Consider the following 22508-nt stretch of genomic DNA (forward strand, 5'->3'; position numbering starts at 1 on the left):
GGTTTCCTATTTGCCGGCTCATCGCCGCGCCTCCTGCTGGTAGTGACGGCGGCTGAAATCGCGGGCGAACGCCAGCAGATCGGCCATGTCGCGCACCACATGGATGTCCCAGCCGGCGTCGCGGGCGCGCAGCAGATCGGCGGTCCAGCCCTTGGCACCGGCCAGGTGATCGGGCAACGGGCTGTACAGGTTCAGTGCCATCGTGCCGCCGGCGCGGCCCGCGCGCAGTGCCTGCGCGGCCACGTCCCAGCCGCTGTTGCCACGTTCGTCGTCCTCGAACATCGTGGTGATGCCGTCGTCGGAGATATGCAGGATATGCACGGCGCGCCCGGTGCGGCTGCGTTGCGCGTAGGTATCGCGCAGGCGATGGATCGGGAAGGCCGTGGCGCCGCCGAAGTAGCCGACCAGCACCTCCAGGATCGCGTTCTCGTCGCGGACGAAGCCCTCGGTGTGCAGGTACTGGTGCTTGCCACTCCACAAGGTTACCTGCACCCGCGCACCTGCGCGCAGCGCCGACAGCGCGATCACCGCGCCGGCCAAGGTCAGCCACGACGTTACCTGCTGGGGATTGGGCATCGAGCCGGAGCTGTCCACGTACAGGTCCAGGTCGATCGGCTCGGCCGCCGGCTCGTTGCCGGGGGCATCGCCATAAACGCGCCGCACCGTGGTCACGCCCGGCACCACCCGGGGCGACTGCATCAGCGTCTGCAGCCAGTCCACCGCATCGAGCGGGTCGCCCGGCTCCCACGGCTCCAGGCCTTCCATCTCCGGTTCCATCGCCTGGGGCCGTGCATGGACCGGGAAGCGGATCAGGTGCGGCAACGCACGTTCGCGGTAGTAGCGGATCGCCAACTGGCTAGGGTCCAGTTCCAGCCCCGCCGCGCGCAGGATCTCGCCGTACTCGAACGGCTCGCGCGCCTGGCCCACGCTGTGCGCGGTGGCCGGCTCGGCCTCGGGCTCGGCCAGGGCAGCGGCGTCCGATGCCTCGCCGGTGATGCGCGGGTCATGCGCCGGGTGCACGGGCGGGTCCAGCTCGTCTTCCTCCAGTCGGTCCAACCCGGACGGCTGGCTGCCACGCCCGGCGTGGCGGGTATCCATCAACGCATCGACGCGCGCGTCGCTCACCGTCTCCAGCAGGTAGGGCAGCAGCAACGCCGAAAAGCGGTTAGCGCCGATCATCCATTCGTTCGCATAGGTGCGGATCACCCGCGCGCCGAGCCAGGCATCGCCGCGCAGGGCCGCATCGTCCACCGGCCCACCCAGGCTGCCGGCCGGCTGCTGCCACAGCTGCTCGTAGATGCCCATGTACAGGGTCCACAGCGGGGTGCTGCCCTGTGCGCCGGCCGCCAGGCGCTGGTAGACCTCGGTCATGCGCAGGCCGCACTGCCGCTGCAGGCGGTCGTTGATCAGCAGGTCGGTGTAGAGGTTGGCCACCATCGGCGCATGCGCCTCCAGCGTCGGCAACGCGCGATGGATGCGCGCCAGCAGACGGGCATGGTCAGTGGCGGTGGCCGGCGCCAGGACGTGGTGGCCGATCTCATGGGCGAGGATCTCGCGGGCAAACGCCTGCAGGCCCAGCTGCTGCACGCGCGGCAGGTCGATCACCACGCGCTGGTCGGCCAGCCGGATCATCGCGAAGCTGCCGGTCAGGCCTTCGGCGGCGGCGTCCACGCTGGAATCGCACAACCGTGGGTCCTGCAGCCGGGTGAACCGGCTCCAGTCGGCCAGCGCCTGCGGCCAGGCGGTACGCCAAGCGGCCAGCAACGCGTCGTGATCAGGCGAATTCACGCGACCTCCGGCACCACGCGCACGTGATGCGAATACGGCGAATGGATCGCGATGCCGGCCGGCCCCGCCACCAGCTGCAGGCCTTCGCCGGGTGCCGCAAACCGCACGTGGCGTGCGCCGACCTGCACGCCCTGCGCATCCACCACCGCGGCCCGTGCCGGCACCGCACTGGCCTCGGCGAACTCTGCCGCACTGGCGGGCAGCACCACGGCGCCGAAGGCATCGGCCAGCAACAGGTGGTAACGCTCGCCACTGCGCGCGATGAAGCCCAGCGCGCAGGCGCGCAGTTCCGGCGGCGCGGCGAACGGGCCACCCAAGCCGGTGAAACCGCCCAGCAGTTGTCCCTGCGCCTCCACCGCCTGCGTGCGCGGGTTCCACCAGCGCTCCCGCTGCAGCTGTTGGCGCACCGCGTCCACCTGCCCGCCTGCGACGCCCAGGGCCTCGGCCACCAGGTGATCGGGCAGCTGCGCCGATTGCGCCAAGGCCGCCTCGCGCAGCTGCACCATGCCGGCCTGCCAGGCGCACAGCGCGCCGACAGCGCGCAGTTGCGCGCCCGAAGTGCAGCGCGCGGCCAACGGCTGCATCGCGGCGATCCATTCCGGCACGCGCACGCCAGGCACGCTGTCCATCCGCACCACCGCATTGCTCAACGCGCCCAGCATCTGCAGCGGCTCGCGGGCAATCAGCGCCGCCGCCGGCGTGGCCAGTTGCTGCCAGGCCGCGTCCACCCACGGCAGGCGCGCGGCCGGGCCGGCCAGCCCCTGCGCGACCAGTTCCAGCCCGATGTCGAAGCCGGTCGCGGCCACCGCCAACGTGGCCGCCGCATCAACCTGCGCGACCGCCACGCACACCGGGTCCAGCGTCTGGGTGATGAAGGCCGACAAGGCCGCCGTATCGAAGCCGGGCCAGCGGTGCCATGCCTCGGCCACACGCTGGTTGAACAGGCTGCGCCGCGCGGCCAGTGCCCCGGCCAATACCGACGACACCATCTCAGCGCGCCCGCAGCCAGTGCAGGTAATTGGTGTAGCGCTGGTGCAGGTACTTGAGCTTGAGCAGGTCGTCGTAGAGATGGCCGTACAGCTTGCGCCCCTTCACCCGCTCCTCGATCAACCGCTCGATGCGGGTCAGGCGTGCGCGCGTCTCGCGCTCGGTCACGCCGTCCAGCCCGCGTGCGAACTGCGCGGACAACTCCCCGACCGGGTCGTTGCGGTCCAGGTCCAGGCGGTCGTACTCGGCGTTGGAGGCATCCAGCAGCCAGCGCAGCCAGCTCAGCCGGTCGCTGCGGTAGGCCGCGTTCTCCGGCAGCGCGAAGAACGGTGCGTCCAGGTCGGGCTGCAGCTTGTCGTTGAGCACGAACGGCAGCACCTGGCGCACGTCGTCCAGCGCCACCGCCTGGTTGCCGCGGAACCACGCCAGCGCCTTGGCGTACACCAGCAGCGTGCCCAGGTTGCGCACCGACAGGCCGTTGCGGGTCTGGCAGCCCAGGTCCTTCATGCGGTCGCGGCCACTGTCGGCGGCGGTGGCCTGCGCCCAGTCGGTGCCGGCCAGGCGCACGGTGTCCTTGGTCAGGTACTCGAACTGCGCGCCGGCGGTCTCCATCAGCTCGAACTGGCTGCTGAAGAATTCGATGCGGCGGCGCACGTCGTCGGGCACGTCCACCGCACGGATCTGCGCCATCATCTGCTCGGACTCGGCCTCGCTGAAGATGATCTCGCGCGGCACCAGCTCCTCCGGCCGCAGGTTCTGCTCGATGCGCAGCAGCATCTCGTCCAGGAAGCGCGGGTTGAACGCCAGCGCCTGCACCACCACGTCGATGCGGTCGCGCAGCGCCTCGATCACCTGGTAGGTGCCGCCGCCACGGTCGTCGTTGGCGGTCAGGTACCACGCCGATTCCGGGCATTCGTAGACCTGGTTGAGGATCTCGGCGTAGTTGTCGCCCATCACCGTCAGCAGCGCGCTCTGGGTGCGGGTCGGGATGCGGTTGTACTCGTCGATGATCTTGACCCGCATGCCCAGCCAGTTGCGCCAGGCGATGCGGATCTGGCCCATGTCCTGCGCCGCCACCAGGTCCGCCGGCAAGGGGTTGCCGAGCAGGTCGGCGATGGTCATCTGCGGATGGCCATGCTGCATGGCGCGGCGCACCTCGCGCACCGGGTAGCCGGCCAGCACGCCCATCAGGATCGCGCTGGCGGTCTTGCCGCGGCCGGGGCCACCGACGAACAGGCATTTGCGCCGCGTGGCGAAGGTCAGCAGCGGCAGCAGCACGTAGCTGGAGTAGCTCTGTGCCGACGGCAGGGTCAGGGTACGGCGGGTATCGCCGACGCTGAAGCTCGCCGACGGGCCATCGTGGTACTCGATGTCGTAGTGCGGGCTGATGATGGCGTTGTTGACGATCCAGAAGTACGCCTGGCGCAGCTTCTCATCCAGCGCCAACGGCGCGGCCTCGCCGGGGCCCTGCAATTGTACCGGCCCTTCGTACAACTCGGCCACGTCGAAACTGCGCGCGACCGGCTCGGCGCGGGGGTTGGTGGGCGCCTGCGACAGGCGCTGGAACAGGTTGAATGGCGACACCGGGCATCCCTTCGACAACGTGCCCGGATTCTAGCGTGGCCACGATGATCCGCCGGTCATGTCCTGCACGGCAGGCTGCCTGCCAGCGCCGAGCCCTGCCCGGCCCTGCCCGGCGAGGCATTCCCGCTCCCGCGCGGCACCGCCACGCGTTACCCGCACGTCATCCGCGCGGCGGGATCAGGGCATCATCCAGCGCCGTCGCACGCTGCCACGCCGCGCGCTCGCGCAGGCGCTGCCCGTACCCGGCGAAGGCCGCGCGCTCGGGCAGGGTCTTGAACATCTGTCCCCACAGGATCTGGCTGCCAACGTAGACATCGGCCGCACTGAACTGCTCGCCGAGCAACCACGGCCGCGCATCGGTGGCCACCTGCTCCAGCGTGTCGACCACCTGCTCGAAGCTGCCATAGCCCACCATGCCCGACCGCTCGGCCGGTGCCAGCAAGCCCAGTGCCTTGGCGCTGACCGCCGCCTCCACCGGGCCAGCGGCGAAGAACAGCCAGCGCAGGTAACTGCCACGCAGTGGATCGTCATTGGCCGGGGCCAACCCGGCCTGCGGGAAGGCATCGGCCAGGTAGGCGCAGATGGCCGCGGCCTCGGTCACCACCACGCCCCGATGGACGATGGCCGGCACCTTGCCCATCGGGTTGATCGCCAGGTAGGCCGGGGCCTTGATGCTGTCGCCAAAGCTCAGCACCTCGGCCCGGTAGGGCTGGCCCACCTCTTCCAGCATCCAGCGCACGATGCGCCCGCGCGACATCGGGTTGGTGTAGAAGACGATCTCGTCGCTGCTGTTGCCCATGCCGGTTGCTCCGCGAAAGGAATGCGGAGTCTAGCGCCGGGCCTGTGCATCCGCCGCGGCGGGCATCTCAGTCGCGCGGCGGCGGCGGCGGGGGTGGCGGCTGCACGCCCTTGTCCTTCAGGCAGGCGTCCATGGCCTCGCGGTCATGGCCCTGCGGCGGTGCCGGCGGCTTGCCGCCCGTGTCACCGGGCTTGGGCAGCGTGATCCCGAGTGCGGTGGCGCATTCCTCCAGCGCCTGGGTGAATGCCGGATCCCGCGGCCGATGCCCGGGGTGCGGCGCACCCGGTGGCGGCTCGCGGTGTTCGCCCGGCGGGGCCTGGTCCGGCGCGCTGGCGTTGGCATCGTTCATCCAGGCACCGGCCACCAGCGCCAGCCCGAGCAGCGCGGCGGTGGCCGGTGCATGCCCGCGCAGGGTTTCCATTGGCTTCATCGTTGTTGTCTCCGTTGTGGGCTAGGCGGCCGCAGCGTGCTGCAACGCGCCGGGAAGCGGCAGCAGGCGCGCGCGGATGCGGGCCTGCTGCCGTGGGGTGAACATCTGCTCGAACTTGCGGTGATCGCGCAGTGGGCCGGTGGCATCACGCTTCCAGGGTTCGTCGGCGCGTACCAGCGGCAGGCCGTGCGACGGGTGCCGCAGTGCGGCCGCGTCGCCGGGCAGGCCAAGGAAGGCACGCAGGCGCGCCAGCGTGGGGCCCGGTGCCTGCAGCACGTGTTCGTAACGCAGCAGCAGGTGGGCGGGATGTCCCTGCCAGCGCAGGCTTTCCTGCAGCGCGCGGTTCCAGCGGTCCACCGCCAGGTCCAGGTCGAGGAACGGTCGCCATGGCGGGTAGCGGTGTGCGGCGGCATGCAGCGACGCCACCACTTCCGCGCCATCCCGCACCAGGTGGATCACCCGCGCGCCGGCGACGTGGCGCTGGATCTGCGCCAGGTAGAACAGGTGGTCAGGCGTCTTCTCCAGCCACGCACCGGCGCCGTGCCGCGCGCAGTACGCATCGAGCGCGGCCACGAACGCCTGCAGCTGCCGTTTCGCCGGCTGCCAGCGCGCCCTGGTGTCGATCGGACAGGCCAGCTCCGGGATGCCTTGCCATGCCCGCTGCACCTGATGGCGCGGCACCCAGCCCAGGCCGGCCTGGCAGCGGCGGCGCAGCTGCTGCAGCTGATGCCACGGCGGCCCTGCCGCGCGCGCCTGCCTCCGGTGGTCCTCGCTACGCAGCAGCCGCTGCACGAAATGCGTTTCAGGCAACGACACCACCTGCGCCTGGCTGGCCAGCAGGTGCTGCAGCACGGTGGTGCCCGAGCGCGGACACCCCACCAGGAAGCACCGGCCCGGCACGGCCGCGCTCATCGCTCGACCTCGGCCAACGGCAGCGCCGCGGCACTGCGCGTCCAGGCCAGGACCTCACGCCGGAAGCGCCGGGCGAAGGCCTGGTCATTGCACAGGTAGTAGCTGCGCGCGGCGTGCGAGAGCCGCGCCAGCGCCGCCGCGTCCAGGGCCAGTGCCTGCTCGACCGCCGCGGCAATGCCTTCGCCGTCGACGAAGTAGCGGCGTGCCAGTCCGTCGGTCCGGCTGCCCGCCACCGGGATGTGGATGCCACGCTGCGCCGCCACCAGTTCGGCCATCGGCTCGGCGTCGGTCGTCAGCACCACCGCCCCCACGCTCAGCCCCTCCATCAGGTAGTGGCCGAAGCCCTCGGTCTCGGACGGGCACACATGGAACAGGCACTGGTTCTGCAGGGCCTGCAACGCGGCATCGTCGAGGTAGGCGATGCGGTGGTCGATGTTCGCCGCCACCACCTTGGCCGTGGCGATCTTCGGGTGCTGCACCACCACCAGCAGCGGCCAATGCGGATGCCGCTGCCAGGTGGCCAGCAGCGCCTGCGTACCCTTGGCCGAACTGCGCCCGGCCAGGTGCAGGAACACCCGCTGGCGTGGCACCGCCGCCTGCATCCGGTCCGGGCTGGTGAAGCCGATGTAGCGTGCGTCGCAGCCCAGCGCGTGGAAGATGCGTTCGGCATGGCGGGTCTTGCACAGCACCGCGTCGAAGGCCGGCAGCAGTGGCAGCCAGCGCTCCAGGAACCATTCCGGGTTGGGCACCAGCAGGTTGCGTTCGGCCAGCGGCAGGCAACGGCGGTAGACCCGCTCGGCGAACAGCTGCAGCGGCGCCTTGCCGTGCAGCAGCCGCCGGCCCCACAGGCCCAGCTCCTGCAGCCGCATGCGGCTGCGCCCGCCGATGCCCAGCCGCTCGACCCGGGCCTGCCCGGCCAGCAGGCCCGCCATCAGGTCCAGGTCCCGGCTCAGGCCCACCCCGTTCTCACGGCTGATCAGGCGTACTTGCGGAAGCCCCATCGACTGCACCCGGCGAAAAGAGGGCGCAGTCTGCGCCCCCCCGATGGCCATGCGATGGCCCGCCCCTGGCACCGGCCACAAGCACTGACAAGCATTGACAAAGAGCGGCGCTATGATCGGCGGTCCGCCATACCGGCGCGGATGCCGGCACTCTTCCCTTCGCTGAAGGAACCCCATGTCCAGCCATATCCTGGTGGTCGACGATGATCCGGACCTGCGCCGCCTGATCGCCGATTTCCTTGCCCAGCACGGCTTCCACGTCGCCACCGCCGAGAACGCCGCCCAGCTGCGGCTGGCCGTGCGCGACCAGCGCCCCGACCTGATCGTGCTGGACGTGATGATGCCCGGCGAGGACGGCCTCAGCGCCGTGCGCCAGCTGACCAGCGAACGCAATCCGCCGCCGGTGATCATGCTCAGCGCGCTGGGCAGCGACACCGATCGCATCATCGGCCTGGAAGTCGGAGCCGACGATTACCTGTCCAAGCCCTGCAACCCGCGCGAGCTGCTGGCGCGCATCCGCGCCCTGCTGCGGCGGGCGCAGACCAGCGTGGAGCCGACCTCCTCGGCGCCGCATCCGATCTACGAATTCGGCGGCTGGCGGCTGGATGCCCTGCACCGCGACCTGCGCGACCCGGAGGGCACCTACATCTCGCTGTCCGACGGTGAGTTCACCCTGCTGCGCAGCTTCGTCGAGCATCCCCAGCGGGTGCTCAGCCGCGACCAGCTGCTCACCCAGGCCCGCGGCCAGGACTGCGAGGTCTACGACCGCGCCATCGACAGCCAGATCAGCCGCCTGCGCCGCAAGCTCAACGAGCGCGGCCACCCGGAACTGATCCGCACCGTCCGCAACGAAGGCTACCTGCTGCTGCCCACGGTCCGCCGTTTGTGAAGCCCCTGCCGATCTTCGCCCGCACCTTCCTGCTGCTGCTGGGCGCGCTGCTGGTGGCGCTCGCGCTGGGTTTCGGGCTGTTGCTGACCCGGCCGCCGGTGCGGCCGGTGGGCGTGCCGCTGTCCGAGGTGGTGGCGCTGCTGTCCAGCCAGTTGCCACCCACCAACAGCCGGCTGACCGTCACCGACAGCGCGCAACGCCCGGCCTGCCCGGATGGCCAGCAGGAAGACTGGTTCATGGGCCGGCGCCTGGCCGGCTGGATGAACGTTGACGTGGGTGCCCTGCACTACTGCCGCGGCATGCGCCTGCCGGTACCGGTGGACGTCCTGCGCCAGAGCCGCCAATGGCAACGTCCGTTCGATCCGACCCGTCCGCCCGGGCATGGCCCCGGGCCCGGCCCGGGTTTCGATCCGGACGACCGCCCGCCACCGGTGGCCGGCCAAGCCCCGCGGCAACCGCCTTCGCCCGACGACATCCGCCGCGCCAACGCGCCACTGTTCGGCGACTTCTTCGTGGCGGTGCGCAAGCCGGATGGGCATTGGCGCAGCGTGACCCACCGCATGCCCGGCGCGCTGCCCAGCGTGGCGCGCCACGTGCTGGTGCTGTTCCTGCTCGGTGCGGCGGTGATGCTGCCGTTGGCCTGGTGGTTCTCGCGCGCGCTGTCGGCACCGATCCGCCGCTTCGCCCAGGCCGCCGACCGGCTCGGCAGCAACCCCGGCGCGCCGCCGCTGGACCGCAGTGGCCCGGCCGAGCTGGCCCGCGCCGCCGATTCGTTCAATGCCATGCAGGCCCGCATCAACCGCCTGCTGGACGAACGCACCCGCACCATCGGCGCGATCGCGCACGACCTGCGCACGCCGTTGGCGCGGCTGTCGTTCCGCCTGCATGCGCTGCCGGAGGAGGCCCGCGACAAGGCCAGCGCCGACATCGCCGAGATGAACACCATGATCACCGCCGCGCTGGATTTCCTGCACGGGCAGTCACAGCGCGGCCCACGCAGCCGCCTGGACTTTGCCTCGCTGGTGGAAAGCGTGGCCGGTGACTTGGCCGACACCGGGCACGATGTCACCGTTACCGCCTCCGAGCCGGCGCTGGTCAGCGGCGACCCGCTGGCGTTGCGGCGCGCCCTGTCCAACCTGATCGACAACGCCCTCAAGTACGGCCAGCACGCGCGGCTGCGCCTGCAGCGCGAGGGCTGCAACGTGGTGCTGGACGTGGACGATGATGGCCCCGGCATCGACCCCGCGCGCGAGGACGAATTGTTCCTGCCGTTCGCGCGTGGCGAGGAATCGCGCAACCGCGATACCGGCGGCATCGGCCTGGGCCTGTCGGTGGCCCACAGCGTGGTGCTCGACCACGGCGGCACCCTGCGCCTGCGCAATCGCGACGATGGTGGGCTGCGGGCGACGCTGAGCCTGCCCTGCCTGTCGCCGGACCTGGCCAACGGCTGAGCCGCCCACCCCCGCGCTCAGCCGTGCACGGGAAGGCAGGGCTGCACCGGCAACAGTCGGAAGGGAGCGGCGGCGGGAAGCGGATTGCGCCCCGCGCCGGCTCAATAGGCGAAGGTCGTGAACACCGGGTCGATGTTGCCGTTCCATGCCCCATGGAACAGTTCCAGCTTGCGCTCGGCCGCGGTCTTGCCCGAATCCACGATTTCCTGCAGCACGTCCAGGAACCGCGTTTCGTCCTGGCCATCGCCATTGAGCGCGGCACGACGGCGCAGGCCGTCGCGCGAGATCTCCAGCGCGCGGCGCGCCAGGTCACGCACCGTGCCGTCGCGGAACGGCAGGTGCATCGCGTGCTTCGGCACGCCGTCGCGCAGCGCGTGGCGCTCGGCCAGGCTGAAATCCTTGACCAGGTCCCAGGCCGCGTCCAGCGCGGTCTGGTCGTACAGCAGCCCGACCCAGAACGCCGGCAGCGCGCAGATGCGGCTCCACGGGCCGCTGTCGGCGCCACGCATCTCCAGGTACTTCTTCAGCCGCACTTCCGGGAACGCGGTGGTCATGTGGTCGGACCAGTCGCGCAGGGTCGGCAACGCGCCCGGCAGCACCGGCAGCCTGCCCTGCAGGAAGTCGCGGAAGCTCTGGCCGCTGGCATCGTGGTAGATGCCGTCGCGGTAGGAGAAGTACATCGGCACGTCGAGCAGGTAGTCCACGTAACGCTCGTAGCCGAAACCGTCCTCGAACACGAAGTCGAGCATGCCGGTGCGGTCGGCGTCGGTGTCGGTCCAGATGTGCGAGCGGTAGCTCAGGTAGCCGTTGGGCTTGCCTTCGGTGAACGGCGAATCGGCGAACAGCGCGGTGGCGATCGGCTGCAGCGCCAGCGACACGCGGAACTTCTTCACCATGTCCGCTTCGCTGGCGTAATCAAGATTGACCTGCACCGTGCAGGTGCGGGTCATCATGTCCAGGCCGAGCGAGCCGACCTTGGGCATGTAGCTTTTCATGATCTGGTAGCGGCCCTTGGGCATCCACGGCATGTCCGCGCGCGTCCACTTGGGCTGGAAACCCATGCCCAGGAAGCCCAGCTGCATCTCGCCGGCCACCTGCGCCACCTCGTTGAGATGCGTGCCGGTTTCCACGCAGGTCTGGTGGAGGGTCTCCAGGGCCGCGCCGGACAACTCCAGCTGCCCGGCCGGCTCCAGCGACACCGACGCGCCGTCGCGCAGCAGCGCGATGGTGCGGCCGTTCTCCAGCACCGGCTCCCAACCAAAACGGGTCAAGCCGGTCAGCAGTGCCTCGATGCCGCGGTCACCGTCGAAGGCTGGCGGGCGCAGGTCATCCAGCCGGAAGCCGAACTTCTCGTGCTCGGTGCCGATCCGCCATTGCGCCTTGGGCTTTTCGCCGGAAGCAATGCTCTGGACCAGTTGGTCGCGGTCAGTGATGGGGGTATCGGCGACGTGGCTGGGGCTCGACAAGGGCAGGCTCGCAAGGTTCTGTTCTGGGCGGGGATGTGGGGACCCGGCCCCGGCATCACAAGTGCGCACTATATCGCGGAGCCCGTTATCCACCGGTCACCGTGGCGGTTTTCAGCATCCCACCGGCAACGGCTTGACCGGCCCCTGCCGGCGCCCCGGACGCGCCGCCGGCACGGCATGCAGCTGATAACGCGTTTGATTCCGCTGGCCCCGGGCCATGCGTCCTACACTGCCCGGCATGACCCGCACCCCGCATCGCGAAATCCACCGTTCCGACCGCGTCGGCTGGCTGCGTGCCGCCGTGCTGGGCGCCAACGACGGCATCGTCTCGGTCGCCGGCCTGGTGGTCGGCATCGCCGCCAGCGGCGCCCCGGCCTCCACCGTGCTGGCCACCGGCGTGGCCGGCACCGTTGCCGGCGCGATGTCGATGGCCGCCGGCGAGTATGTCTCGGTGCAGTCCCAGGCCGACACCGAACACGCCGACCTGGCGGTCGAGCGCCGCGAGTTGCACGAGGACCCGCACAGCGAACTGCAGGAGCTGGCGATGATCTACCGCCAGCGCGGCCTGTCGCCGGAACTGGCGCAGCAGGTCGCCGAGCAGCTCACCGCGCACGACGCGCTGGCCGCGCATGCCCGCGACGAACTGGGCATCACCGAGGAACTGCGCGCCCGCCCGCTGCAGGCCGCGTTGGCTTCGGCCGGTGCCTTCATCACCGGCGCGGCCCTGCCGGTGCTGACCACGGTGTTGGCCCCGCATGCGCACGTGGCACCGATCACCACCGCGGCTACCCTGGTCGGGTTGAGCATCACTGGCGCGCTGGCCGCGCAGGCCGGCGGCGCACCCGTGCTGCGCGGTGCCTTGCGGGTGATGTTCTGGGGTGCGTTGGCTATGTCCGCAGCCGCCGGCATCGGTCAGTTGTTCAATACTGCGGTCTAAGCCATGAACCTGCCCGCCGACCATGCCACCCAGGTGCTGGCCCAGTTTGCCTCGTTGGCCGACTGCCAGTTCGCCAATGGCTACGCCTGCATCACCGCCCGACGCGAACACGGTGCCAGCTCGGTGGAGATTCCACAGCCGCAGTTCGCCATCCTGCTGCAGGGGCGCAAGCAGGTCCGTACCGCCCAGCAGTCGCTGGATCTGGGGCCGGGGGATCTGTTCGTGGTCACCCGCCGCTGCCGCTTCGACGTGGTCAACAGTCCCGACCCCGACACCGGCAGGTATGTGAGCGCCATCGTGCCGTTCTGTCCCGATGTACTCAGCGCCGCGCGGATGTTGTGGAACGAACCGCTGCCCGAACCCGGGCAGGCGCTGGCCGTACAGCCGCTGCACGAACACGCCCCGATCCTGCTGCAATGGCGGCAGGCATTGCGCGAAGCCCGTTACAGCGAGGCCCGCTCGGCGCTGGCCACCTTCACCCTGACCCTGTGCCGGCGCGGTCTGGGCGGCCTGCTGATTCCCCCAGAACCCGGCCTGGGCGAACGCATCCGCGATCTGGTCGCCGCACAACCGGAACGCGACTGGCAGTCGCGCGATTTTGAACAGCATCTCGGCATCAGCGGCGCCACCCTGCGGCGACGTCTGGCAATGGAAAAACTCGGACTGCGCGAGCTGGTCGTCGATGCCCGTCTGGCCCATGCCATGCAGCTGCTTTACACCACCCGGCTGCCGCTCAAGACGGTGGCCTCACGCTCCGGCTACAGCTCGCTGGCCAGCTTCAACAAGCGCTTCGTCGACCGCTACGGCATGGAACCGGCAGACATCGGCAACGACTGAGCACCACGAGCGGTTCGCGCACCATTCTGAGCGGAACGCTCGCCGCAACCGACGCACCATGCAGACACCGCGGCGCCGCCGCAAACGGATGAAACCTGCATGTCCCCACGTTCAAAGCGCTCACTGACAGCTCTCCTGCTGTTGGCCGCCACCTGCGCCGGCAGCGCCCAGGCCGGCACCTCGCACACCCCCGACCGACAGGTCCCGGGCGTCTATCACCAAACAATCGGCTCGCTGCGGATCACCGCGCTGTTCGACGGCACCGTGGCGCTGGGCCGACAGGAAATGGCCGGCGTGGACACCGCGACCGTCACCCGACTGCTGGACCACCGCTACGTCCCGGAGAATGATCAGGGCCTGCAGACGGCGGTCAATGCCTTCCTGATCCAGAACGGCAATCACCTCACGCTGATCGACACCGGCACCGCCCAATGCTTCGGCCCGGGGCTGGGCCAGGTACTGGGCAATCTGCGCGCCGCCGGTTACGACCCGGCCGAAGTCGATGAGGTATTGCTGACCCACGCGCACCCGGACCATATGTGCGGGCTGCTCGACACCGACGGCAAACCGGCCTATCCGACCGCCACGGTCTGGCTGTCACGCGCCGATGCCGACTACTGGCTGGACCCAGCCAGCGAGACCGCCGCACCGAAGCGCGTGCAGGCCGCGTTCCCGCTCGCCCGCAAGGCCGTCGCCCCGTACGCGGCCAGCGGCCGCCTGCATCGCTTCGTACCGGCCGATACTCTGCCCGCCGGTATCAGCGCACTGGACAGCCACGGTCATACGCCCGGCCACACCTCCTACAACGTGGACGCAGGCAACGGCCAGCAACTGCTGGTGTGGGGCGATCTGGTGCATTTCCATGCCGTGCAGTTCGCCCGCCCCGACGTGTCCTTCGAGGCGGACAGCAATCCCGAAGCGGCCATCGCCAGCCGCCGTCGCATGCTGGCCGAGGCCGCCGACAAGGGATGGTGGGTCGCCGGTGCGCACCTGCCTTTCCCGGGCCTGGGCCACGTCCGCCGTGAAGGCGAGGCCTACGCCTGGGTACCGGCAGAGTTCTCGCCGCTCTCGCCGCTGACACCGTGACACACCGGCCCAGCCCCCTCGCTTCCGCACCGCGAGGGCCATGACCGGCCCCTTACCTTCCGCACGACGAAGGGCATGACCGGCCCCTCCCTTTCGCACAGCGAAGGAACACGACTGGCTCCCTCCCTTTCGCGCAGCGAAGGGGAGGGCTGGGGAGGGGTGCCTTGGCGGAAACCACCACCCGGCAGCACCGGGCCGCGCGGCGGCGGCCCTGCCGATGGCCTACGTGCCGGGCAGGGCTCAGCCCTGCGGGGCCGGCGCTTCCTCGGCCGGCGGGTTCAACCCCAGCCAACCACCGATGATCGTGCGGGCTTCTTCCACGCCCTGCTTCGACTCACCGGAGAACACCTGCACGCTGACCGTATCGCCGAACTTGGCGTGCAGATCCTTGCGCACCTTCTGCAGCGTCTGGCCCTGCTGGCCACGGCCGAGCTTGTCGGCCTTGGTCAGCAGCGCGTGCGCGGGCAGGCCGCGCTGCACCGCGTAACCCAGCATCTGCAGGTCGTATTCCTTCAGCGGGTGACGGATGTCCATCACCACCACCAGCCCCTTCAGGGCATTGCGGGTGCGGAAGTATTTGTCGATGAAAGCCTGCCAGTGCGCCTGCAGTTCCAGCGGCACCTTGGCGTAGCCATAGCCGGGCAGGTCGACCAGATGCGCCTCGGGCGTGATCTGGAAGAACACCAGCTGCTGGGTGCGGCCCGGTGTCTTGGAGACGCGGGCCAGGGCGTTCTGGCGGGTCAGGGCGTTGAGGGCGCTGGACTTGCCGGCGTTGGAGCGGCCGGCGAAAGCCACTTCGGCCCCTTCGTCGTCCGGCAATTGCCGGGCATTGTGGGCAGAGAGCAGGTAACGGGCGCGTTCGATGAGCTGTGACATGCGCATAGGATCGCATGTTGCGGTGCCGCGCGTGGTTCACGCTGCCCTGCAGCACCGCCCTGCCCCGACTTTTTTGCTGCACTGCTTCGTTGACCCTGCCGCAAAACGGCGTTGATAATCCGACCGATGCCGGCGCACAGCCCCGCCCGGCCGGTCCACACGGAGCTTCCGCATGCGCCATGCTCGTGTTCTTGCCGTTACCGCGTTAGTCGTTCCCGTCATTGCCGCTGTTGCCTTTGCCCAGAGTTCGGTCGTCCCGGTCCCGGACAACGCGCCGGTGCAGACCGCCTCGCTGGAGGTCGATTTCAGCAAGACCAAGCCCGGCGACGCCAAGGCCGGCGAAGCCAAGGCCTCCACCTGCGCCGCCTGCCATGGCGCCGACGGCAACTCCGCGGTGGAGATCTACCCCCGCCTGGCCGGCCAGAGCGAGCGCTACATCGCCAAGGAAATGGCCCTGATCGCCAACGGCCAGCGCAACGAAGGCGCGGTCGCGGCGATGCTGCCCTTCGTGCAGGGCCTGACCCCGCAGGACATGCGTGACATCGGCGCGTTCTTCGCCACCCAGAAGCCCGGTGCCGGCGTGGCCGACGATGCCGCCGTCGCCGAGGGCCCGTATGCCGGCATGAAGTTCTTCGAGATCGGCCAGAAGCTCTACCGCGGCGGCGACGCCAGCCGCAACATCCCGGCCTGCATGGCCTGCCACGGCCCCACCGGTGCCGGCAATCCCGGCCCGGCCTACCCGCATATCGGCGGCCAGCACGCCGGCTACGTGGCCCAGCGCCTGCAGCGCTACCAGTCCGGCCAGACCCAGGAAACCGACGCGGCCCAGTTCAGGATCATGCAGCAGGTCAGCCATGCGCTCACCGAGCAGGAGATCCAGGCGCTGGCCAGCTACATCCAGGGCCTGCATGATCGGGCTTCGGACGCCAAGGTGGTCGCCGCCGCCTCGCAACCCTGACCCTGCCGGTCGCTCCGGCGACCCGGCAACTGCACGATACGCAGACACGCCGGCCGCAAGGTCGGCGTCGCTTTTTCCACTGGAGACTCCCCCATGACGTTGTTCCCCCGCCTGATCCTGCTGTTGTGTGCCCTGCTCCCCCTGGCCGCCTGCGCGGCCAGCAATGCCACCCCGGTCGAGGGCCAGGACTACGAGCTGATCGGGCAGCCCGGCCCGTTCGCACCGCTGGCCGGCAAGATCGAGGTGGTCGAAGTGTTCGGCTACACCTGCCCGCATTGCGCCCACTTCGAGCCGCAGCTGGAAGCCTGGGCCGCCAAGCTGCCGGCCGACGTGCGCTTCACCCCGGTACCGGGCGCGTTCGGCGGCTATTGGGATGCCTACGCCCGCGCCTTCTACGCCGCCGAGCAGGTGGGTGTGCTCAAGCGCAGCCATGCCGACGTGTTCAAGGCCCTGCATGAGCAGCGCAGCCTGCCGGTCCAGAATGTCTCGCCCAGCGAACTGGCCAACTTCTACGCCAGCTACGGCGTGCAGCCGGACCGCTTCATCGAGGCCCTGCGCAGCGAGGCGGTCGAGCAGAAGGTCCGCAATGCCCGGACCTTCGCCCAGCGCGTACGCGTCCCGGGCACCCCGGCGCTGATCGTCAACGGCAAGTACCTGGTGCGGGGCGCGACCTTCGATGACCAGCTGCGCATCGCCAGCGCCCTGATCGCCCGCGAACGCGCCGGCGGCGGCAGGGCCCGCTGAGACATTGCGATCCATGGCTGGACCGATCTGCCGGTTCAGCCAAGCCTGTCGATAATGGCATCATGCGAGCGCCGGCCGCGACGCTGCGGCCTGAATGCATCCAAGAATCCCGCTGGAGATCCCACCCGATGAAGATCCGCTTCGCCCTGGCCCTGACGGCCCTGCTTCCGTTGATGGTTGCCTGCAAGGCCCAGGACGGTACCGCCGACACCACCGCCCCGGCCACCACTCCGGCAGCCCAGACCACCCCGGAAGCGGCCCCGGCCGCCACCGAAGCCGCTCCGGCCAGCGAGGCCGCCCCGGCCGACGCTGCCGCCAACACCCCGGTGCCGGCACCGGCGCGTCCGGTCGGCCCCGAGCCGGTGGCAGGCACCGACTACGTCGCCATCGAAGGCGGCCAGCCGTTCCAGCCGGCCACCGGCAAGGTCGAGGTGACCGAGATCTTCGGCTACGTCTGCCCGGCCTGCGCCCGCTTCCAGCCGCTGGTGAACTCCTGGAAGGCCGGCCTGCCGGCTGACGTGAACTTCGTCTATGTCCCGGCCGCCTTCGGCAGCATGTGGGACAACTACGCCCGCGCCTTCTATGCCGCCGAAACCCTGGGCGTGCAGGAAAAGACCCATGACGCGCTGTACTCGGCCATCCACATCGAGCAGACCCTGAAGGGCGAGCGCGGCATGGACACCCCGGAAGACATCGCCAACTTCTACGCCAAGTACGGCGTGCAGCCGAAGACCTTCACCGACACCATGGCCAGCTTCTCGGTGGCCGCCAAGGTCAACCGCGCCAAGCAGTTCGCCCAGCGCAGCAAGATCAGCGGCACCCCGTCGCTGATCGTCAACGGCAAGTACCTGGTCAAGGGCAAGAGCTATGAAGACATGCTCCGCATCGCCGACCACCTGATCGCGCGCGAACGCGCCGCCAACGCCCAGTAAGGACACCAGGGCCTCGGAAACGGGGCCCTTGGTTTTGCACGTCGTGAAATCCCAGACCCAGACATTGCGGTTGCTGACTGCCAACATCCAGGCCGGCTCCAGTACCCGCCGCTACAGCGACTACGTCACCCGCAGTTGGTCCCACGCCCTGCCCGCCGGACAGAAGCGCTCCAGCCTGGACGCCATCGCCAAGCTGGCCAGTGGCCGCGACATCGTGGGCCTGCAGGAAGCCGACCCCGGCAGCCTGCGCTCGGGCTTCACCAACCAGACCCATTACCTGGCCGAGCGGGCCGGCTTCAATTACTGGAGCCACCAGCCGAACCGGCGCATGGGCGGCGTCGCTTCCAGCGCCAATGGACTGCTCAGCCGGCTGGAGCCGGTCGAAGTGCAGGACCATGCCCTGCCCGGCCGCCTCGGCGGGCGCGGCGTGCTGGTCGCCCGCTTCGGTGACGGCGACCAGGGCCTGACCGTGGCGGTGGCGCACCTGTCGCTGGGCATGGCCTCGCGCCTGTCGCAGCTGGACTTCATCTCCGACCTGCTGTCCGACCTGCCCAATGCCGTACTGATGGGCGATTTCAACTGCATGGCCGACCGGCCCGAGATGCGCGTGCTGTACCACAAGACCCGCTTGCAGCCGCCCAGCTGCAACGTGCTGACCTTCCCGAGCTGGGGGCCGGACCGTGCCATCGACCACATCCTGCTCACCGACAACCTGAAGATGGTCGACACCCGCGCGGTCGCTGCGGCGCACTCGGACCACCTGGCGGTGGAAATGGAAGTCCAGGTCCCGGGCGAGAGCCTGCGCTGAGGCCGGGCAACGCGGCAACGAAACGAACAAAACGAAGGCCGGCATTGCCGGCCTTCATCATTTCATGGCGGTTCCCGCCGGCATCGGCGGGCCTGTCCGCGTGCGCCACCCCGCCTGCTCAGCGCACGAAGCTGATCCGCTGCATGTGCGCGTTGCTGGCATCGGCCAGCACCTGCGCCATCACCTCGTACTGCGCGTCGGGCGAAGCGTCGATCCGCAGCTACGGCAGGTTGCCGGCATGCGCCTGCGCCTGTTCCTGCAGTTGCGCCTGCAGCGTGGCGCGGCCGATCGGCTGCCCGTTCCAGAACAACTGGTTGCCGGCATCCACGCGCAGCTCGATCGGCGGCGGTGGATCCGGGCGCGGGACCCACCGCTCGCTGCGCTGCGGCAGGTCGACCGGGATGGGAACGGCCACCATCGGCGCGGTGACGATGAAGATGATCAACAACACCAGCATCACGTCCACCAGCGGGGTGACGTTGATGTCGGCCAACGGACGTCCGGAATTGCCTGCCGCACTGAATGCCATGTCCAGTTCCCCGGGGCGAGGCCGGTTGCCTCGGATCCAACGCTACGCCGCTGCCGGAGCAATGCCATCGCGGCTGGCCTGCCCGTTCAGCCTGCGTTGGCGTGAGGAGGCCGGTTCCATTCATCCACCAGTTGGAATGTCGCTCGGTCGTTGACGCCGCGGTCGGTATCCTTCGGCCATGAAGCATTTTTTCCTGACGCCACTGGCCGCCCTTTCCCTGCTGACCGGCTTTGCCGCCTGCGCACAGAACCTTGATGCCCAGCGCGCGACGATGCGCAGCGCCATCGACAACGCCGAACGCGGCCAGTTCGATGCCAATGCCGCCGCCAGCCTGCGCAATCACCCGCTGTACGGCTGGCTGGAGTACAGCGCCCTGCGTCGCAACATCGACACCTTGGGCACGCCGCAGGCGCAGGACTTCCTCAAGCGCTACCAGGGCCAGGCGGTGGCCGAGACCTTCCGTGCCGCCTGGCTGCCGGCGCTGGCCCGCCGCCAGGATTGGCCGACCCTGTTGGCCAACTGGAAACCCGGCAACGATGCCGGCCTGCGTTGCGCCGAACTCAACGCCCGCCAGGCCACCGGCAAGGCCGACGCACAGTGGACCAGCGATGCGCAGGCGTTGTGGCGCAGCAGCGGCAAGTCGCTGCCCGACGCCTGCGACCCGGTGTTCGCGGTGCTCGCCAGCCGCGGCGGCCTGTCACCGGCGCTGCGTTGGGAACGCATCGATGCGGCCGCCGATGCCCAGCAACCGGCGGTGATGCGCGCCGCCGCACGTGGCCTGCCGGCCGCCGAGTTGGCCCAGGCCAATGACTACGCCGCCTTCGTCGACAAGCCCGACGCCCGCGCACTGAACTGGCCGAAGAACGAGCGCAGCCGCCGCATCGCCACCGACGGCCTGCAGCGGCTGGCCAAGGCCGACCCCGGCGCCGCCGAGCAGCAGTTGCCACAGTACGCGCAGGCGCTGGGATTGAGCGCCGAACAGCAGGGCCAGGTGCTGTATGAGATCGCACTGTGGACGGTGGCCTCCTACCTGCCGGACTCGGCACGCCGGCTGGCCGCGGTGCCCGAATCGGCCTACGACGAACGCCTGCACGAATGGCGCACCCGCGAAGCCATGGCCCGCGGCGACTGGCCGGCGGCATTGGCGGCCATCCGCAAGATGCCGGCGACGCAGCGCAATGATTCGCGCTGGCGCTGGTTCGAGGGCCGGCTGCTGGAGAAGACCGGCCGTCCCGGCGAAGCCACCGCGCTGTACCGTGCCGCCGCCACCGAACCGACGTTCCATGGCTTCCTGGCCGCCGACAAGCTCAAGCAACCCTACGCGCTGTGCCCGTGGAACCCCGGCGACAGCGCACAGGCCAAGGCAACGGTGGCACGTGACCCGGCACTGGTCCGTGCGATCGAACTGTTCAAGATCGAACGCCCAACCTGGGCCGCGCGCGAGTGGGCCGACGCGCTGACCCGCTTCGATGACACCCAGCGCCGTCTGGCCGTGGACGTGGCCAGCACCAACGGCTGGTTCGACCGCGCCGTGTTCGCGCTCAAGGGCGCGCAGGAACAGCGCCTGTACACGCTGCGCTTCCCGCTGCACCACGACGACACCATCCGCCGCGAAGCCAGTCGCAATGCCCTGGACCCGGCCTGGGTGGCCGCCGAGATCCGAGCCGAGAGCATCTTCAACCCGAAGGCCCGCTCGCCGGCCAATGCCATGGGCCTGATGCAGGTGCTGCCGGCCACCGGTGCCAGCGTCGCCAGGAGCATTGGCATGAGCGGCTACGGCGGTGCGGCCAGCCTGTACGACTCGGACACCAACATCACCCTGGGCACCGCCTATCTGCGCCAGTTGATGGACAAGTACGGCGGCCAGCCGTACGTCACCATCGCCGCCTACAACGCCGGCCCCACCCCGACCGCGCGTTGGCAGACCCAGCGCCCCAACTACGACCCGGATTTCTGGATCGAGACGATCAGCTACAAGGAAACCCGCGAGTACGTGGCGCGCGTGCTGGCCTTCAGCGTCATCTACGACTGGCGCCTCAACGGCAACGCGTTGACCCTGAGCGACCGCATGGTCGGCAAGGTCGACGGGGCACGCAAGACATTCACCTGCCCCACGCCCTGACCAACGCCGCGTGGCCAAGCGCAGCCATGCGGCGCTGAAGCGTTGCCCTGGAGTCCTGCCGGGCACGGCCCGGCACTACCGTTGACGCGCCCTGCGCCGCATCATGTCGGCATGAAGATCTATCTTGTAGGCGGCGCGGTCCGCGACGCACTGCTCGGCCAGCCGGCCGGTGACCGTGACTGGGTGGTGGTCGGTGCCACGCAATCGGACATGGAGGCGCGCGGCTTCAAGGCCGTGGGCAAGGATTTCCCGGTGTTCCTGCACCCGGACAGCGGCGAGGAATACGCGCTGGCACGTACCGAACGCAAATCCGGGCGCGGCTACCGTGGCTTCGTGGTCGACGCCGACCCGTCGGTGACGCTGGAAGAAGACCTGCAACGCCGCGACTTCACCATCAACGCCATCGCCCGCGACGAGACCACCGGTGAGCTGGTCGACCCCTGGGGTGGCGTGCGCGACATCGAGCGGCGCGTGCTGCGCCACGTCGGCCCGGCCTTCATCGAAGATCCGCTGCGGGTGCTGCGCGCGGCCCGTTTCATGGCCCGCTTCGCACCGCTGGGTTTCACCCTGGCCCCCGAAACCGCCGAATTGATGCGGCAGATGGCCGCCAGCGGCGAACTCGACGCGCTGGTGCCTGAGCGCATCTGGCAGGAGCTGCGCCGCACCCTGGCCCTGCCACGGCCCTCCGCGTTCCTGCGCTGCCTGCACGATACCGGCGCACTGAAGGCGATCCTGCCCGAACTCGATGCGCTGTACGGCGTGCCGCAGCGCGCCGAATTCCACCCGGAAGTGGACACCGGCATCCACCAGGAAATGGTCAGCGACATGGCCGCGCGGCTGGCGCCGGGCGACGACCTGATCGGCTTCGCCGCGCTCACCCATGACCTGGGCAAGGCGCTCACGCCCAGCGACGAACTGCCGCGCCACATCATGCATGAGCAGCGCGGGCTCAAGCCGTTGGCGGCACTGTGCGAGCGCCTGAAGGTCCCGACCGATCATCGCCAACTCGCCGAAGCGGTGTGCCGTGAGCACCTCAACGTGCACCGCATCGATGAACTGCGCGATGCCACCGTGCTCGAGCTGATCCAGCGCTGCGATGGCTTCCGCCGCCCCGAGCGGATCGCACAGATCGCACTGGCCTGCGAATGCGACAAGCGGGGCCGCCTCGGCTTCGAGGACAGCGGCTATCCGCAGGGCCAGACGCTGCAGCGCCTGCACGCCACCGCATTGGCGATCAACGCCCGCGACATCGCCACCGCAGGCCTGCAGGGCCCGGCGATCGGTGAAGCATTGAAGAAGGCGCGCGTCAACGCGATCCACAACGCTCGCTGACGCACGGCCCGAGGCACTGCCTTTACCGGTGCCCGCCAAT

20 protein-coding genes and 1 pseudogene are annotated in these 22508 nt (G+C 69.7%); 11 read left to right on the forward strand and 10 right to left on the reverse strand.

Annotation, left to right across the window (positions count from 1 at the left end; all coding sequences use genetic code 11):
* Positions 1-18 precede the first annotated feature (18 nt).
* The 7 genes from ATCM_RS16825 to ATCM_RS16855 form a co-directional block, all read right to left on the reverse strand.
* Entirely contained in the window at positions 19-1788 is a 1770-nt protein-coding gene (locus tag ATCM_RS16825) for a VWA domain-containing protein (protein ID WP_132865624.1), read from the reverse strand.
* On the reverse strand, positions 1785-2777 hold the full coding sequence (locus ATCM_RS16830; protein WP_132865625.1) for a hypothetical protein: 993 nt from the start codon (positions 2775-2777) through the stop codon (positions 1785-1787). Before ATCM_RS16830 ends, ATCM_RS16825 begins: the two co-directional genes overlap by 4 nt.
* Before the next feature lies 1 nt (position 2778).
* Positions 2779-4359: a MoxR family ATPase gene (locus ATCM_RS16835; protein WP_132865626.1), complete on the reverse strand. Its 1581-nt coding sequence runs from the start codon at positions 4357-4359 to the stop codon at positions 2779-2781.
* A gap of 160 nt (positions 4360-4519) precedes the next feature.
* Positions 4520-5158: a glutathione S-transferase family protein gene (locus tag ATCM_RS16840; RefSeq protein WP_132865627.1), complete on the reverse strand. Its 639-nt coding sequence runs from the start codon at positions 5156-5158 to the stop codon at positions 4520-4522.
* Between the two features lie 67 nt (positions 5159-5225).
* A complete protein-coding gene (locus ATCM_RS16845; RefSeq protein ID WP_132865628.1) occupies positions 5226-5588 on the reverse strand; it encodes a hypothetical protein in 363 nt (120 codons plus the stop codon).
* 21 nt (positions 5589-5609) lie between these two features.
* Complete coding sequence (locus tag ATCM_RS16850) at positions 5610-6500, reverse strand: sulfotransferase (RefSeq protein WP_132865629.1); 891 nt, start codon at positions 6498-6500, stop codon at positions 5610-5612.
* Positions 6497-7501, reverse strand: coding sequence for a glycosyltransferase (locus tag ATCM_RS16855; protein ID WP_243694043.1), 1005 nt, complete (start codon positions 7499-7501; stop codon positions 6497-6499). The genes ATCM_RS16850 and ATCM_RS16855 overlap by 4 nt, the downstream gene beginning before the upstream one ends.
* 175 nt (positions 7502-7676) lie before the next feature.
* On the opposite strand from ATCM_RS16855, the gene ATCM_RS16860 reads away from it, so the two are divergent.
* Positions 7677-8390 (forward strand): response regulator, encoded by a 714-nt coding sequence (locus ATCM_RS16860; RefSeq protein ID WP_132865631.1) that lies wholly within the window; start codon positions 7677-7679, stop codon positions 8388-8390.
* Positions 8387-9841 carry an ATP-binding protein gene (locus tag ATCM_RS16865; RefSeq protein WP_132865632.1) on the forward strand — a complete coding sequence of 485 codons (1455 nt, stop codon included), beginning with the start codon at positions 8387-8389 and terminating at the stop codon, positions 9839-9841. The genes ATCM_RS16860 and ATCM_RS16865 overlap by 4 nt, the downstream gene beginning before the upstream one ends.
* A 101-nt stretch (positions 9842-9942) precedes the next feature.
* Here ATCM_RS16865 and ATCM_RS16870 read toward each other — a convergent pair whose 3' ends face one another.
* Positions 9943-11307, reverse strand: a complete 1365-nt coding sequence (locus tag ATCM_RS16870) for a glutamate--cysteine ligase (RefSeq protein WP_132865633.1) — start codon at positions 11305-11307, stop codon at positions 9943-9945.
* Between the two features lie 238 nt (positions 11308-11545).
* Here ATCM_RS16870 and ATCM_RS16875 point away from each other — a divergent pair, with 238 nt between their 5' ends.
* From ATCM_RS16875 to ATCM_RS16885, 3 genes are all read left to right on the forward strand, one after another.
* The gene (locus ATCM_RS16875; RefSeq protein ID WP_132865634.1) at positions 11546-12244 is read left to right on the forward strand and encodes a VIT family protein; all 699 of its coding nucleotides are present in this window, start codon (positions 11546-11548) and stop codon (positions 12242-12244) included.
* A gap of 3 nt (positions 12245-12247) precedes the next feature.
* Entirely contained in the window at positions 12248-13081 is an 834-nt protein-coding gene (locus tag ATCM_RS16880) for an AraC family transcriptional regulator (protein WP_132865635.1), read from the forward strand.
* Between the two features lie 99 nt (positions 13082-13180).
* Positions 13181-14167: an MBL fold metallo-hydrolase gene (locus tag ATCM_RS16885; RefSeq protein WP_132865636.1), complete on the forward strand. Its 987-nt coding sequence runs from the start codon at positions 13181-13183 to the stop codon at positions 14165-14167.
* A gap of 240 nt (positions 14168-14407) precedes the next feature.
* Here the strand turns inward: ATCM_RS16885 and yihA are convergent, their stop codons facing one another.
* Complete coding sequence (gene yihA, locus ATCM_RS16890; protein WP_132865637.1) at positions 14408-15043, reverse strand: ribosome biogenesis GTP-binding protein YihA/YsxC; 636 nt, start codon at positions 15041-15043, stop codon at positions 14408-14410.
* A 172-nt stretch (positions 15044-15215) separates the two neighbouring features.
* Here yihA and ATCM_RS16895 point away from each other — a divergent pair, with 172 nt between their 5' ends.
* From ATCM_RS16895 to ATCM_RS16910, 4 genes are all read left to right on the forward strand, one after another.
* On the forward strand, positions 15216-16001 hold the full coding sequence (locus tag ATCM_RS16895) for a c-type cytochrome (protein ID WP_132865638.1): 786 nt from the start codon (positions 15216-15218) through the stop codon (positions 15999-16001).
* A gap of 93 nt (positions 16002-16094) precedes the next feature.
* On the forward strand, positions 16095-16745 hold the full coding sequence (locus ATCM_RS16900) for a thiol:disulfide interchange protein DsbA/DsbL (RefSeq protein WP_132865639.1): 651 nt from the start codon (positions 16095-16097) through the stop codon (positions 16743-16745).
* Between the two features lie 128 nt (positions 16746-16873).
* Positions 16874-17677, forward strand: coding sequence for a thiol:disulfide interchange protein DsbA/DsbL (locus ATCM_RS16905; protein WP_132865640.1), 804 nt, complete (start codon positions 16874-16876; stop codon positions 17675-17677).
* A 70-nt stretch (positions 17678-17747) separates the two neighbouring features.
* Positions 17748-18485, forward strand: a complete 738-nt coding sequence (locus ATCM_RS16910) for an endonuclease/exonuclease/phosphatase family protein (RefSeq protein ID WP_132866222.1) — start codon at positions 17748-17750, stop codon at positions 18483-18485.
* Positions 18486-18603: 118 nt separating this feature from the next.
* On the opposite strand, the pseudogene ATCM_RS16915 reads toward ATCM_RS16910, so the two are convergent.
* Positions 18604-19014, reverse strand: a pseudogene (locus ATCM_RS16915) (biopolymer transporter ExbD).
* 178 nt (positions 19015-19192) lie between these two features.
* Here ATCM_RS16915 and ATCM_RS16920 point away from each other — a divergent pair.
* Together ATCM_RS16920 and ATCM_RS16925 are read left to right on the forward strand one after the other, a co-directional pair.
* Complete coding sequence (locus ATCM_RS16920) at positions 19193-21136, forward strand: transglycosylase SLT domain-containing protein (protein WP_132865641.1); 1944 nt, start codon at positions 19193-19195, stop codon at positions 21134-21136.
* Positions 21137-21247: 111 nt separating this feature from the next.
* Positions 21248-22468: a multifunctional CCA addition/repair protein gene (locus ATCM_RS16925; protein ID WP_132865642.1), complete on the forward strand. Its 1221-nt coding sequence runs from the start codon at positions 21248-21250 to the stop codon at positions 22466-22468.
* Positions 22469-22508: the final 40 nt, after the last annotated feature.

Origin of the sequence: Stenotrophomonas sp. ATCM1_4 (assembly GCF_004348115.1) — a bacterium.
In the GTDB taxonomy this organism is placed as follows: Bacteria; Pseudomonadota; Gammaproteobacteria; order Xanthomonadales; family Xanthomonadaceae; genus Stenotrophomonas; species Stenotrophomonas capsici.